This is a genomic window from Actinomadura sp. 9N407, assembly GCF_044326315.1.
In the GTDB taxonomy this organism is placed as follows: Bacteria; Actinomycetota; Actinomycetes; order Streptosporangiales; family Streptosporangiaceae; genus Spirillospora.
In genome coordinates this window covers 95208-109215 of sequence record NZ_JBIRAW010000027.1, presented here as the reverse complement: position 1 = coordinate 109215, position 14008 = coordinate 95208, and the positions used below count along the sequence as shown (strand labels likewise).

At 71.2% G+C, this 14008-nt stretch carries 12 protein-coding genes; 11 read left to right on the top strand and 1 reads right to left on the bottom strand.

Features of this window, described 5'->3' with window-relative positions:
* The first annotated feature begins 159 nt into the window (after window positions 1-159).
* From ACH34Q_RS33640 to ACH34Q_RS33590, 11 genes are all read left to right on the top strand, one after another.
* The gene (locus ACH34Q_RS33640; RefSeq protein ID WP_395987162.1) at window positions 160-1761 is read left to right on the top strand and encodes an ABC transporter substrate-binding protein; all 1602 of its coding nucleotides are present in this window, start codon (window positions 160-162) and stop codon (window positions 1759-1761) included.
* Window positions 1762-1767: 6 nt separating this feature from the next.
* Window positions 1768-2715 carry an ABC transporter permease gene (locus ACH34Q_RS33635; RefSeq protein ID WP_395987161.1) on the top strand — a complete coding sequence of 316 codons (948 nt, stop codon included), beginning with the start codon at window positions 1768-1770 and terminating at the stop codon, window positions 2713-2715.
* Entirely contained in the window at window positions 2705-4843 is a 2139-nt protein-coding gene (locus ACH34Q_RS33630) for a dipeptide/oligopeptide/nickel ABC transporter permease/ATP-binding protein (RefSeq protein WP_395987160.1), read from the top strand. The genes ACH34Q_RS33635 and ACH34Q_RS33630 overlap by 11 nt, the downstream gene beginning before the upstream one ends.
* Window positions 4833-5846, top strand: a complete 1014-nt coding sequence (locus ACH34Q_RS33625; RefSeq protein ID WP_395987159.1) for an ABC transporter ATP-binding protein — start codon at window positions 4833-4835, stop codon at window positions 5844-5846. The genes ACH34Q_RS33630 and ACH34Q_RS33625 overlap by 11 nt, the downstream gene beginning before the upstream one ends.
* Window positions 5847-5922: 76 nt before the next feature.
* The gene (locus ACH34Q_RS33620; protein WP_395987158.1) at window positions 5923-7179 is read left to right on the top strand and encodes a cation:proton antiporter; all 1257 of its coding nucleotides are present in this window, start codon (window positions 5923-5925) and stop codon (window positions 7177-7179) included.
* Between the two features lie 66 nt (window positions 7180-7245).
* The gene (locus ACH34Q_RS33615; RefSeq protein ID WP_395987157.1) at window positions 7246-7452 is read left to right on the top strand and encodes a hypothetical protein; all 207 of its coding nucleotides are present in this window, start codon (window positions 7246-7248) and stop codon (window positions 7450-7452) included.
* Window positions 7453-7552: 100 nt separating this feature from the next.
* Window positions 7553-8737 (top strand): winged helix DNA-binding domain-containing protein, encoded by a 1185-nt coding sequence (locus ACH34Q_RS33610; RefSeq protein WP_395987156.1) that lies wholly within the window; start codon window positions 7553-7555, stop codon window positions 8735-8737.
* Between the two features lie 140 nt (window positions 8738-8877).
* Window positions 8878-9492, top strand: a complete 615-nt coding sequence (locus ACH34Q_RS33605) for a TetR/AcrR family transcriptional regulator (RefSeq protein ID WP_395987155.1) — start codon at window positions 8878-8880, stop codon at window positions 9490-9492.
* 161 nt (window positions 9493-9653) lie between these two features.
* Window positions 9654-11213, top strand: coding sequence for a M28 family metallopeptidase (locus tag ACH34Q_RS33600; protein WP_395987154.1), 1560 nt, complete (start codon window positions 9654-9656; stop codon window positions 11211-11213).
* Window positions 11214-11320: 107 nt separating this feature from the next.
* On the top strand, window positions 11321-12421 hold the full coding sequence (locus tag ACH34Q_RS33595; RefSeq protein WP_395987153.1) for a TIGR03857 family LLM class F420-dependent oxidoreductase: 1101 nt from the start codon (window positions 11321-11323) through the stop codon (window positions 12419-12421).
* On the top strand, window positions 12418-13449 hold the full coding sequence (locus ACH34Q_RS33590; protein WP_395987152.1) for a phosphotransferase family protein: 1032 nt from the start codon (window positions 12418-12420) through the stop codon (window positions 13447-13449). The genes ACH34Q_RS33595 and ACH34Q_RS33590 overlap by 4 nt, the downstream gene beginning before the upstream one ends.
* A 72-nt stretch (window positions 13450-13521) precedes the next feature.
* Here ACH34Q_RS33590 and ACH34Q_RS33585 read toward each other — a convergent pair whose 3' ends face one another.
* Entirely contained in the window at window positions 13522-14001 is a 480-nt protein-coding gene (locus ACH34Q_RS33585; protein WP_395987151.1) for a nitroreductase family deazaflavin-dependent oxidoreductase, read from the bottom strand.
* Window positions 14002-14008 lie beyond the last annotated feature (7 nt).

Below are 14008 nucleotides of genomic sequence, written 5' to 3'. Positions count from 1 at the left end.
ACTATCGCCGAAAATCGTGACTCTGATCACTCTGTGACGAGCACTGTGGCGATCACCCTGTGACGATCGACCTGGTCATGACCTGGCGGGGCACTGCCGAGAGGGGCGCACGTGACATTCACGACAGCGAGGGGGCGGCGGAGGTCCGCGCTGCCCCTGATGGCAATCGGAACGTGCGCGGTGCTGCTCACGGCGGCCTGTTCCGGCTCGGGCGGAGGGACGGCCACCGGTCCGGCCAACGGCCCGGAGGGCAAGCCCGTACCGGGCGGGAAGCTGGTGTACGGCATCGGCGCCGACGCCAACGGCTTCAACCCGAACAAGGACTCGTACGCGCCGCAGACCTACACCATGGCCGGCACCATCATCGAGGGCCTGACCACGGTCGACGGCAGCGGCCAGTGGCGGCCGATGCTCGCCGAGTCGATCAAGCCGGCCGAGAACGGCTCGCAGTGGACGATCAAGGTCCGCAAGGGCGTCACGTTCTCCAACGGTGAGCAGCTGACCGCCGAGGTCGTCAAGGCCAACCTGGACGCGCAGAAGGCGTCGGCGCTCACCGCGGCGGTGCTGGCCCCGGTGCGGGGCATCGAGGTCCTGGACGAGAGCACCGTCCAGGTCCATCTCAGCCAGCCCTGGATGAGCTTCCCGAACACGCTGACCAGCCAGATCGGGTTGATCATTCCGAAGTCGTCGCTGGCCGACCCGGCGGGCGCCAGCCGGACGCCGGTGGGCACCGGGCCGTTCGTGTTCCAGAGCTACACGCCGGACAACCGCTTCATCGTCAAGAAGAACCCCAAGTACTGGCGCCAGGGCCTGCCGTACCTCGACCAGATCGAGTTCCGCATCCTGCCGGACTTCCAGACCCGGGCGCAGACGCTGGAGTCGGGCGGGCTGACCGCCATGGCGACGCAGCGCGACAACGACATCGTGAAGTTCAGCAAGCTCGCCGAGCAGGGCACGTACCAGGTGCACCGGGCCACCGGCATGTCGGTGCCCGAGCTGGCCTTCATGCTCAACACCGCGAAGGCCCCGCTGGACGACATCCGGGTCCGCAAGGCGATGGCGCACGCGACCGACCGCGACGCGTTCATCAAGACGCTGCGCTCGGGCCTGACCAAGCCGGCCGACGGACCCTGGTCGCCCGACTCCAAGTGGTACAGCCCCGGCGGCTATCCCGCGTTCGACCTGAACCAGGCCAAGGCCCTGGTCAGCGAGTACGAGAAGGACAAGGGCCCGATCAAGGTCGAGCTGATGACCGTGCCCGACCAGTCCTCGATGCAGAACGCCGAGCTGGTGCAGGACATGTGGAACAAGGCCGGGATGGAGATCAGCATCCGGCAGGCCGACCAGGCCGACCTGATCCAGCGCGCGATCACCGGCAACTACGGCGCGATCGTCTGGACCCAGTTCAACTCGGCCGATCCCGACGGCGAGTACTCCTGGCTGCACTCCCGGTTCGCCCAGCCGGTCGGATCGATCTCGATCAACATGAGCCGGATCAAGGACGACCAGCTCAGCGCGGCACTGGACGCGGGCCGGCGGACGGGCGACGAGGCGGCGCGCAAGACGGCGTACGCGACCGTGCAGAAGCGGCTGCGCGAGCTGCTGCCGTTCATCTGGGTCGACCACCTGACCACCAGCTCGGTGATCGCCAAGGGGACCGTCAAGGGCCTGAAGCAGTACGAACTGCCGGACGGGTCGATGGGCAAGCCGCTCGTCGGGACGACCACGCACAAGTTCGACCACATCTGGATCAGCAGGTAGCCGCGGATGCTCATGGTCACGCTGCGCCGCGGCGCGCAGCTGCTCTTCGTCCTGCTCGTGGTCACCGTGCTCGCGTTCTGGATGATCACCCTGCTGCCCGGCGACCCCGCCACCCAGATCCTGGGGTACGGGGGCGACCAGGCGGCGCTGGCGCAGGTCCGGGACGAGCTGGGGCTGAACGACCCGTTCCTCAGCCGCTACCTCGACTGGCTGGGCGGGGCGGTCACCGGTGATCTCGGTACCTCCTACATCTCCAGCTTCCCGGTCTCGGAGTCCCTGGCCGGCCGGCTGCCGGTCACCCTGGAACTGCTGCTGCTGTCCCAGGTGATCTCGCTCGGGCTGGCGGTGCCCGCCGGAGTGGCGGCGGCGCGCCGGGCGGGCGGGCTGCTGGACCGGACGCTCACCACCGTGAGCTTCGGGCTGCTGTCCACCCCGGTGTTCGTGTCCGGCGTGGTGCTGATCATGATCTTCGCGGTCAAGTGGCCGCTGCTGCCCGCCACCGGGTACACGCCGTTCAGCACCGCCCCGCTGGAGAACCTGCGGTCGATGCTGCTGCCCGCGGTGACGCTCGCCGCCGGCCAGCTCGCGGTGTACGCCCGGCTGCTGCGCTCCGACATGATCACGACGCTCCAGGAGGACTACATCACGCTGGCCCGCGCCCGCGGCCTGTCACCGCGCCGCATCCTGTGGCGGCACGCCCTGCGCCCGTCGGCGATCTCGCTGGTGACCATCGTGGGGCTCAACCTCGGAGCACTGATCGGAGGAGCGGTCATCACCGAAACGCTGTTCGGCCTGCCCGGCGTGGGCCGCCTCATCGTCGAGGCGATCCTGTCCCGCGACTACCTGGTGGTCCAGGGCGGGGTCCTGGTGGTCGCGGTCGGCTACGTCCTGGTCAACTTCGGCATCGACCTGCTCTACGGTGCCCTCGACCCGAGGATCCGCCATGCCTCCTGAACGAGACGTACCGGCCGCCGCCATGCCAGCCAACCCAGAGCCGGCCAGCACAGAATCGACCGACGTGGTGGCCTCCGCGGAATCGGCCGAGAAAGTACCGGCGGATGCGCCCAAGCGGCGCGGGAAGCGCGGAAAGCCCAGGAAGCTCGGCTGGGGCTTCCGGCTCGCGGTGCTGTGGATCGTGCTGGTGATCGGTGCGGCGCTGACCGCCGACGTGCTGCCGATGCCGCACTACGACGCGACGCTGTCCGGCGAGCCCAAGACGGGGCCCAGCCTCAGCCATCCGCTGGGCACCGACGGCCTCGGCCGGGACATGCTCAGCCGGGTCGTGCACGGCGCCCGGGTGTCGCTGGGCGTGGGCATCGGCGCGACCCTGCTCGGACTGCTGATCGGCGGGCCGCTCGGGCTGCTCGCGGGCTACCGGCGCGGGCGGGTCGACCGGGTCATCATGACGGCCAACGACATCGTGCTGGCCTTCCCCGCGCTGGTCTTCGCGCTGGCGGTGGTGGCGTTCGCCGGTGCCGGTGTCCGCAACATCCTGCTGGTGCTGGGCCTGCTCGGCGTCCCGGCCTGGGTACGGCTGATCCGCAGCGTGACGCTGTCGTTCGCGCAGCGCGAGTTCGTCACCGCCGCCCGGGCGCTGGGCGCACGCGGCGGCACCGTGATGTGGCGGGAGATCAGCCCGAACGTGGTGATGCCCGCCCTCTCCTACGCGTTCACGATCATGGCCGTGATCGTGGTGGCCGAGGGCAGCCTGGCGTTCCTCGGCCTCTCGGTACAGGCCCCCACGCCCACCTGGGGCGGCATGATCAACGAGGGTCGCAGCACGATGGACACGGCCATGCACACCGTGCTGGGCCCGTCCGCCGTGATGTTCCTGACCGTGCTGGCGTTCAACCTCGTCGGCGACCGGCTGCAGGAGCTCACCAGCTACCGGCAGAGCGGGCTGGAGCCGTCCCGCCGTACCCGCCGCGCCCAGCGCGCCGCCGCGACCGCCGCGACCGCCAAGGCGGAGAAGGCAGAGAAGGCCGCGGCCGAAACCGTGCCAGCCGAGCCCGTGCCAGCCAAAACCACCCCAGCCGACACCGTCCCGGTCACCCCGCGCGAGGGACCGGCGCCGCTGCTCGAGGTGATCGACGCCCAGACCGGCTTCCGTACGGAACGGGGCCTCGTACGGGCCGTCGACGGCGTCTCGTTCACCCTCGAACGCGGCCGTACCCTCGCCATCGTCGGCGAGTCGGGCAGCGGGAAGTCGATGCTGATCCGGTCCATCCTCGGCCTGCTGCCCGCCGCCGGCGTCGAACGGTCCGGACGGATCCACCTGGACGGCCGGGACCTCACCGACGTGGGCCCCGAGGGCATGCGCGAGGTCCTCGGCACCCGGATGGCCGCCGTCTTCCAGGACCCGATGACCGCGCTCAACCCGGTCCGTACCATCGGCACCCAGGTCACCGAGCCGCTGCGGGTGCACCTCGAGATGAGCCGGAACGAGGCGTACGAGAAGGCCGAGAGCCTGCTCGCCTCGGTCGGCATCCCCGAGCCGCGCCGGGTGCTGCGCGGCTACCCGCACCAGCTGTCGGGCGGGATGCGGCAGCGGATCACGATCGCGATGGCGCTGTCGTGCGATCCCGAGGTGCTGTTCGCGGACGAGCCCACCACGGCACTGGACGTGACCGTACAGAAGCAGATCCTCAAGCTGCTGCACCGGCAGCGGGACGAGCGGGACATGGCGATGATCCTGGTCAGCCATGACCTGGCGGTGGTCGCCGACCATGCCGACGAGGTGATCGTCATGTACGCGGGCAAGGTGGTCGAGCGCGGACCGGCCGACGCGCTGTTCGCCGCGCCCCGGATGCGCTACACCGAGGCGCTGCTGCGGGCGGCGCCCGTGCTGTCCACGCCGAGCCACACCCGGCTGGAGGTCATCGACGGCCGCCCGCCGGACCTGGCCGCCCCGCCGGCGGGCTGCCGGTTCAACCCGCGCTGCCCGTTCGCGCAGGACCGCTGCAGGACCGAGGAACCACCGCTCGTGACCGACGAGGCGACAGGCCGCTCGTTCGCCTGCTGGTACCCGGCCGACACGGCCGAGCCGGCCCAGCTGGAAGGGAGCGTCCCGCATGGCGGGTAGTGGAACCGCGCATCTGCGCGACGGCGAGGAGGTCCTGCGGGTCGAGGACCTGACGGTCACGTTCCCGGCCGGGCGGCGCCGTACGGTGCACGCGGTCTCGGGCATCAGCTTCGACGTGGCCAAGGGCGAGACGCTCGGCATCGTCGGCGAGTCCGGCTGCGGCAAGTCGTCCGCCGCCCGCGCGATCATGCAGCTGCCACCACCGGCCTCCGGTTCGATCCGGCTGAACGGGGTGGAGCTGACCGCGCTGAACGGCGAGGCCCTCCGACGGACCCGGCAGCGGCTTCAGATGATCTTCCAGGACCCGATCTCGTCGCTCAACCCGCGCCGCCGGGTCCGCGACATCGTCGCCGAGGGCCCGCGCGTCTGGGGCACGCTGAACGGCGAGGTCGACCGGATCGACGAGGCCCTGGAAGCCGTCGGCCTCGACCCGTCCACCGCCGCCGACCGCCGCCCGCACGAGTTCTCCGGCGGCCAGTGCCAGCGGATCAGCATCGCCCGCGCGCTGGCCCTGGAACCCGAGGTCGTCATCTGCGACGAGCCGGTGTCGGCGCTGGACGTGTCCGTCCAGGCACAGATCCTCAACCTGCTGGAGGACCTCAAGGAGCGGTACGGGCTCACGCTCGTCTTCATCGCCCACGACCTCGCGGTCATCAAGAACATCAGCGACCGCGTTCTGGTCATGTACCTGGGCAAGACCTGCGAGCTGGCTCCGAGCGCGGAACTGGTCGAGAACCCCGCGCACCCGTACACCCGCGCCCTGCTGTCGTCGATCCCGAAGGGCCCGCTCAAGCTCACCGCCGAGGAGGAGGACCGGATGGGCGGCGAGCCGCCCTCCCCGATCGCCCCGCCGAGCGGCTGCCGCTTCCGTACCCGCTGCCCCCGGGCCGACGACCGCTGCGCCACCGAGGAACCCCTGATGCGCCCGCTCTTTCCCTCGCAGGGCGCGTCCGACAACAGGCCCGACCACTGGATCGCCTGCCACCACCCGGTCATCGACTAGCGAGTTCCGTGGTTGCGAGTGAGCGGGTTTCTCGTGACGCAGTTTTTAGAGTGACTCAGCGGGCAGCGGATCACCCGTGGGGGATATCGATCTTGTCTTCGTGATCGCGGGCGCCGCCGCACTGCTCGCGGCGGCGCTCCCCGCACTGATCGACCGGCTGCCGGTGTCGCTGCCGGTGCTCTTCCTGGCCGGCGGGCTGCTGCTGTACGCGCTGCCGCTGCCGGTGGAGCTGCCCGCGCCCGATCCCCTCGGGCAGCGCGAGGAGCTGGAGCACCTCACCGAGATCACCCTGATCGTCTCGCTGATGGGTGCCGGGCTGGCACTGAATCGCCCGTTCGGCCTGCGCACCTGGTCGAGTACCGCGCGGCTGCTGGCGATCGTGCTTCCGCTGACGACGCTGCTGGCCGCCGGCGCGGCGTACACCTTGCTGGCCTGGCCGCTGGCCGCGGCGCTGCTGCTGGGAGCGGCACTGGCGCCCACCGATCCGGTGCTGGCGTCCGACGTGCGGGTGGGCGAGCCCACCGACGACCCCGAGCACGATGACGACGAGGTGCGGTTCTCGCTCACCTCGGAGGCGGGCCTGAACGACGGGCTGGCGTTCCCGTTCGTGTACGCGGCGATCGCGCTGGCGGGCACCGGCGGGCTCATCACGTGGATCGCGGTCGACTTCTTCTACGCCATCGCCGCGGGCGTCGCCGTCGGCCTCGCGGTGGGCTGGGCACTGGGACGGCTGTTCTTCGGCTCCGACCGGCCACCGCTGCGCCTGGCCGAGCGGAACGAGGGCTTCGTCGCCCTCGCCGCGACGCTGCTCTCGTACGGGATCGCCGAGATGGCGCACGGGTACGGGTTCGTCGCGGTGTTCGCCACGGCCTGCGCCATCCGCGCGGCGGAACGTTCCCACGGGTACCACAGCGTCCTGCACGGCTTCGTCGAGCAGGTCGAGCGGCTGTTCACGGCCTGGCTGCTGCTGCTCCTGGGCGGCTTCGTCGCGACCGGCGGGCTGGCCGCGCTCACCTGGCAGGGCGCCGCGGTCGGCGTGCTTCTGCTGGTCGTGATCCGGCCCGTGGTCGCGTGGGCCTCGCTGTACCGGGGCCTGGCCGATCATCGGGAACGGCGCGCGATCGCCTTCTTCGGAGTACGCGGGATCGGCTCGCTGTTCTATCTCGCCTACGCCCTCGGCCAGGCCGATTTCGGGGTCGATCCGGCCGAACTGTGGGCCGTGGTCGCGTTCACCGTGCTCGGCTCGGTCTGCCTGCACGGCCTGACGTCCACGCCCGTCCTGAGCTGGCTCGACCGGATACGCCACCGCCGCGTCCGCGCCCCCGGCCTCTGACGATGGCGGTCTCCCGCCCCCTCGACCGTCCGGGGTACGGGCACGCTGCGCGGGTATGAGCCGGCCATGAAAGATCGCGGTTCCGAGGAAGAGGACACCGAGGCGACCACCGATACGCCCGTCAGTGGTACGGGCGTGCCCGGTGTGCGCTCCAACCATCCCGACACGCTGCCGCCCGACGAGGAGGGTGTCAGCGAGGCTGAACGTACCGACGACACGGGCGACCAAGGCTGGGCGGCCCGGCCCGGACGCCCGCCCCGTCCCGGCGCCTGAGCGCTTCCGGCCGCTGACTCGTATCGGGCACTTTGGTAATACTCGGGCACTTTGGTAACACTTGGGCCCCTTGGTAATACGCTGGCCGCCGGGAGGCAATGTGCGGCGGTTCGGGGTAGCGGAACGACGGTCCAGGCTCGGGGTACGGCACCGGCTGGCGCCCGGGACGGCGGCGGGTGATCCGATCGAGGTGGCACGCTCGCTGGTGGCGGTGCACAGCACCGATCCGTCCTCGGTCTATCTGAGCACGCTCGCCAGGATGACGGACGGGGACCTCGGTACCGTCGAGCGCGCCCTCTACGACGACCGGACGCTGATCCGGCTGCTGGCCATGCGCCGTACCGTGTTCGTCACCTCGCTCGACATCGCGCCGGTCATCCAGGCCGCGTGCTCGCGCGGGGTGGCCGCGCGGGAGCGCCGCAAGATGATCGGGATGCTCGTCGAGGCCGGCGTCGGCGGCACCGATCCCGAGGCCTGGCTGGACGCGGCCGAGGCCGCCGGGGTCCGGGAGCTGGCCGCGCGCGGCGAGGCGACGGCGGCCGAGCTGGCCGCCGCCGATCCCTACCTGGGGACGGAGCTGGTGCTCTCCAAGGGCAAAAAGTACGAGGGGCGGCAGAACGTCTCCAGCCGGGTCCTGCTCCTGCTCGCCGCGCAGGGACGGGCCGTACGAGGCAGGCCCCGCGGCTCGTGGGCCTCGCACCAGTACCGCTGGTCGCCGCTTGAGCTGTGGTGCCCGGACGGCCTGGACGGCTGGGCGACCGAAGCCGCCGAGGTGGAGCTGGCCCGCCGCTGGCTGCACGCGTACGGCCCGGCCACGGCCGACGACCTGCGCTGGTGGACCGGCTGGACCAAGACCCAGACCAAGCGCGTCCTCACCGAACTGAAGCCCGCCGAAGTGGATCTCGACGGCGTGGACGGCATCGCCCTCGCCGACGATCTGGAGCCCGTACCGGAGGCGGAGCCGTGGGCGGCGCTGCTCCCGGCGCTGGACTCGACGCCGATGGGCTGGCAGCACCGCGAATGGTTCCTCGGCGACCACGGCCCGCGGCTGTTCGACCGGATGGGCAACGTCGGCCCCACGCTCTGGTGGGACGGCCGGATCGTGGGCGGCTGGGCCCAGGACGCGGCGGGCGAGATCGTGTGCCGGTTCCTGGAGGACGCCGGTTCCGACGCGGTCGCCGCCGTCGAGGCCGCGGCCGCACGGCGGACGGTCCTGCTCGGCGGCGCACGCCTCGCCGCCCGTACCCGGGGCAAGACCTGGCTGGAAGAGGAACTGGCAGGCTGAACCGGCGCCGCGCCGCCACCACCCGAGTCGCCACCCGAGTCGTCACCACCTGCATCGCCACCACCTGCATCGCCACCCCAGACTCGCCAACATTCGACCGGCCATCACCTGAGTTGCCATCACCCGAGGGATTCGCTCCGTTGGAATACAGCGCGCAAGGGACCCGGCTGAACAAGCGGGGCCTGGAGACACGCAGGCGCTTCCTCGCCGCGGCGGTCGAGCGCCTGGCCACGGGCGGCCCGGACGCGGCCAGCGCCAACCGGATCGCCCAGGACGCGGGGCTCACCTGGGGCACCATCCAGCACCAGTTCGGGGACGTCGACGGCGTGTGGGCCGCCGTTCTGGAGCATTGCCTGAAGCACAGCGCGTCGCTGTTCGACCGTTCCAAGCAGGAGCCCGCCTCGCCCCGCCGCCGGATCGCCGCGATCATCGACGCGCTGTTCCACGCCTTCGACGCCCCGGCCGCCCAGGCCGTCCAGAACCTCCGGCTGGCCCTGCCCCGCGACCGCGAGTCGCTGGAGGGGCTGTTCCCCAAGACGGCGGCGATGCTCCGGCAGGGCGACGCCACCTGGACGCGCGAATGGGAGACCCTCTTCGAGGGCATCGACGTCTCCCCCGAGAAGCTGCGCCGGGTCCGCAGCTTCGTCCCGGGTGCGGTCCAGGGCCTGTACGACCAGTCCCGGCTGACCTCGTTCACCGATCTCGGCGACGCGCGCGAGGGCCTGATCGACGCGATCGTCGCCTACCTGCGCTGAGACGAGCCCCGGCGCAGCCCTTCACCCCGCTCCCCCCTGATCCACACGGGCTGATCCCAGCCGTATGGACACGGGCCGGTATCGGCCTCGCTGGCGGGCTTTCTTTCGCCCCCGGGGGATGGCTAGCTTCCTTTCGCAATCCCCCCACGGAGGAGTCGACCATGAGACCGACCCACCGGGGCCTGTTCCGTGCCGCCACAGCGGCCACGGCACTCGCCCTCCCCTTAGCACTCGCCTCGCCGGCCGGCGCCGACCCGGACACCGGACGGCAGCAGCAAGCGCTCAAGTCCATCAAGGCACCGAACGCCATGCGGCATCTGCAGGCGTTCCAGAAGATCGCCGACGCCAACGGCGGGACGCGCGCCTCGGGGACCCCCGGCTACGCCGCGTCCAAGGACTACGTCGCCGGCAAGCTCAAGGCGGCCGGCTACAACGTCACGATCCAGCCGTTCCAGTTCCCGTTCTTCCAGGAGAACGCGACGTCCGAGCTCCAGCAGACCGCGCCGGACGCCACGACGTACGAGCCGACCCCGCCGGACGGCAGCACGCTCGGCGACTTCGCCACCATGACCTACTCGGGGTCCGGCGAGGTCACCGGGACGGTCCAGGGCGTGGACCTCACGCTGCCGCCGTCGCCGGCGCCCGGCTCCAGCAGCGGCTGCGAGGCCACCGACTTCGCCGGGTTCACCGCCGGCAACATCGCGCTGCTCCAGCGCGGTACCTGCGACTTCGAGGTCAAGGCCGCCAACGCCCAGGCCGCGGGCGCGACCGGCGCGATCATCTTCAACGAGGGCCAGGAGGGCCGTACCGACGCGTTCGTCGGGACGCTCAACCGGCCCTTCACGATCCCGGTCCTCGGCGCGAGCTTCGCGACCGGCAACGACCTGGCCTCCCCCGCGGGCACGACCGTACGGATGAGGACCGACACCGCCAGCGAGGTCCGGACCACCTGGAACGTCCTGGCCGAGTCCAAGAAGGGCCGCGCCGACAAGGTCGTCATGAGCGGCGCCCACCTCGACGCCGTGCTCGCCGGGCCCGGCATCAACGACAACGGCTCGGGCAGCGCCGCGCTGCTGGAGGTCGCCGTCCAGATCGCCAAGCTGCCGCCCAAGAACAAGCTGCGCTTCGCCTGGTGGGGCGCCGAGGAGCTGAGCCTGCTGGGCTCCGAGCACTACGTCGCCACGCTGCCGGAGACCGAGCGCGACCGGATCGGCCTCTACCTGAACTACGACATGGTCGCCTCCCCGAACCACATGTTCGGGATCTATGACGGCGACGACTCCGACGCCACCGGCGCCCCGGCCGGCCCGCCCGGATCGGACCACATCGAGAAGACCTTCGAGCGCTACTTCGACACGCTGAAGCTCGGCCATGTCGGCACGGACTTCACCGGCCGCTCCGACTACGGCCCGTTCATCGCGGTCGGCATCCCGGCCGGCGGCCTGTTCACCGGCGCCGAAGGGATCAAGACCGAGGCGGAGGCCGCACTGTTCGGCGGGACCGCAGGCGCGCCGTACGACCCCTGCTACCACCAGGCCTGCGACGACCTGTCCAACATCAACGAGAAGGCCCTGCAGGCCAACATGGGCGCCATCGGATTCACGACGCTCACGTACGCCTACAGCCGCGACCTCCCCGGCGCGGACGCACCCGCCACCACCAAGGCCACCGCTGGCACCGCGACCGGCACCGGCCACCAGCACGGCGGCCTCGCCAGGTAACACCGGCGCCCTGCATACACCGACATAGACAGCCGACCGGACACCTGTCCAAATTGCCCGCCCGCACCCCTTGCGGGCGGGCATCGGCATTCAGAATGCTGGGCTCCATGGACGATCTGCCCGAGCTGGGCTTCTACGGACTGGCCGGGCACTCCGGCACTCCCCGCGATCTCCTCGGCCAGGTCCGCGACGGCGAGCGCCTGGGCCTGGGCGCGGTGTTCCTGTCGGAACGCTTCACCACCAAGGAGGCCGCGACGCTGTCGGGCGCGGCCGGCGCGGTCAGCGAGCGGATCGGCATCGCCACCGCCGCCACCAACCACAACACCCGGCATCCGCTGCTCACCGCGACGTTCGCCACCACGATGCACCGGCTCACCGAGGGACGGTTCGCGCTCGGCCTCGGCCGCGGCTTCGACATGCTCTTCGACGTCATGGGGCTGCCCCGGGTCACGGCGGCGCAGCTGGAGGACTTCATCGGGATCATGCGCCGGCTCTGGCGCGGCGAAGCGGTGATCGACCACCACGGCCCGGCGGGCGACTTCCCGTACCTCAACCAGGACGCCGCGTTCGACGAGGACATCCCGATCCTGCTGACCGCGATGGGCGAGCGCACGCTGGAGTTCGCCGGGTCGGTCGCCGACGGCGTCGTCCTGCACACCTTCTTCACCGACGAGACCCTGCACCGTTCGGTGGCCGCCGTACGGCGCGGCGCCGACAAGGCGGGGCGCGACCCGGCGTCGGTACGGGTGTGGTCGGTGCTGGCCACCGTCGGCGACCATCTCGACGAGGAGGCACGGCTGCGCAAGCTGGTCGGGCGGCTGGCCACCTACCTGCAGGGGTACGGCGACCTGCTGGTACGGGTCAACGGCTGGGACCCGGCGGCGCTGGCCCGGTTCCGCGCCGACGACCTGGTCTCCGGCTTCCCCGGCGCGTTCGACGCGATCGGAACGAAGGCCCAACTGGAGCACGTGGCCGGACTGCTGCCGGACGAATGGCTCGCCGCCGCCGCGACCGGCGATCCGGCCCGCTGCGCCCAGCACGTGGCCGGCCAGTTCCAGCAGGGCGCGGACGGCGTCATCCTGCACGGCGTCACCCCGGCCGAGGTCGAACCGGTCGTCACCGCGTACCGCGAGATCAGGCCACCCGGCATCGCCGAACGGAACCCGGCCGGCGGCACGGCCGTCCTCAACCCGGGGCGGGCCCGATGACGATCGGAGACGCCGCCGAGCTCACCCCCGAATGGCTGAGCGAGGCGCTCGGAACGCCGGTGAAGGCGGTCGAGCGGGAACGGATCGGCGCCGGCCAGATCGGTACCTGCTACCGCCTCCACCTGGACACGGGCGAGGTCGGCCCGCGCACCCTCATCGCCAAGCTGCCCACCGAGGACGTCGCCGCGCGCGCCTTCCTCGCCCCCGCCTACCACGCGGAGGTCTCCTTCTACCGGGACCTGGCCTCCACCGTGGCCGTCCGGACGCCGCACTGCCACTACAGCGCCATCTCCGACGACCACGCCACCTTCGTCCTGCTCCTGGACGACCTGTCCCCCGCCACGCCGGGCGACCAGCTCGCCGGATGCACGCCCCATCAGGCCGCCGACGCCGTGACCAACCTCGCCGGCCTGCACGGTCCCCGCTGGTCCGACCCCACGCTCCTCGACCTGCCCTGGCTCAACGCGATCGGGCCGGACGACGCCGGCGCCCTGGCCGAGGTCTTCGGACCGGCCGTCGAGACGTTCACCGAACGGTTCGCGGGCGAGCTCCATGAGAGTGACGTCCGCACCCTGCACGAGGTCGCGGAGGCCGTAGGCCCTTGGGTGCTGGGTCGCCCCGAACGGTTCGGTCTCGTCCACGGTGACTACCGGCTGGACAACCTGATCTTCCCGGCATCGCCCCGTACCGGCGTCACCGCCGTGGACTGGCAGACCCTCAGCCTCGGTCATCCCGTCCGCGACCTGGCGTTCTTCCTCGGGACGAGCCTGGACCCCGACCAGCGCGCCGCCCACGAGCACTCGCTGGTCGAGACTTACCACGCCGCCCTGCTCCGCCACGGCGTCACCGGCTACGACCTCGCCGAATGCGTCGACGACTACCGCTTCGGTGCCGTACAGGGACCGCTGATCACCGTCCTCGGCTGCGTGTACGGCACGCCGACCGAACGCGGTGACCGGATGTTCCTCGCCATGGCGGCCCGCTCCTGCGCCGCCGTACGCGACCTCGACACGCTCAGCCTCATCTAGCCCCACGTTGACTCGTGGCGTGGTCGCCTCCACAGGCGACGCCAGAGGCGAACACGCCACGAGTCAACGAGGTCAGCGGACGGGCTCGCAGATCACTAGTGGAATCTCGCGGCCGGCCCATGACTGGTAGCGGTCGATGTCGGCGTAGAGGTCCGCGAAGCGGGGCCACAGCGCCTCGCGCTCGGCGGGAGTGGCCGTACGAGCGCGCATCCGGCGCAGGTCCCCGCGTACCCGCACCAGCACGTTCGGATCGGCGGTGAGGTTGAGGTACCACATCGGGTGCTTGGGCAGGCCCCCTTGCGAGGCGATCAGGACCACCCGGTCACCGTCCGGCAGGAACAGCAGCGGCTGCGTGCGGCGCTGCCCGGTCTTGCGGCCGGTGGTGGTGAGCAGGCAGACCGGCACGCCCTTGGGGAAGGCGCTGCCGATCCGCCACTTGCCGCCGATCCGGCCGTCGGTGATCCGGTAGACCTCGACGTTCAGCCGCGAGGCGTACTTGAGGATCTTGGGTACGAGCGGTGAGTCGAGCCCTGGGGGACGCGGTTGCGACATGGCCTAC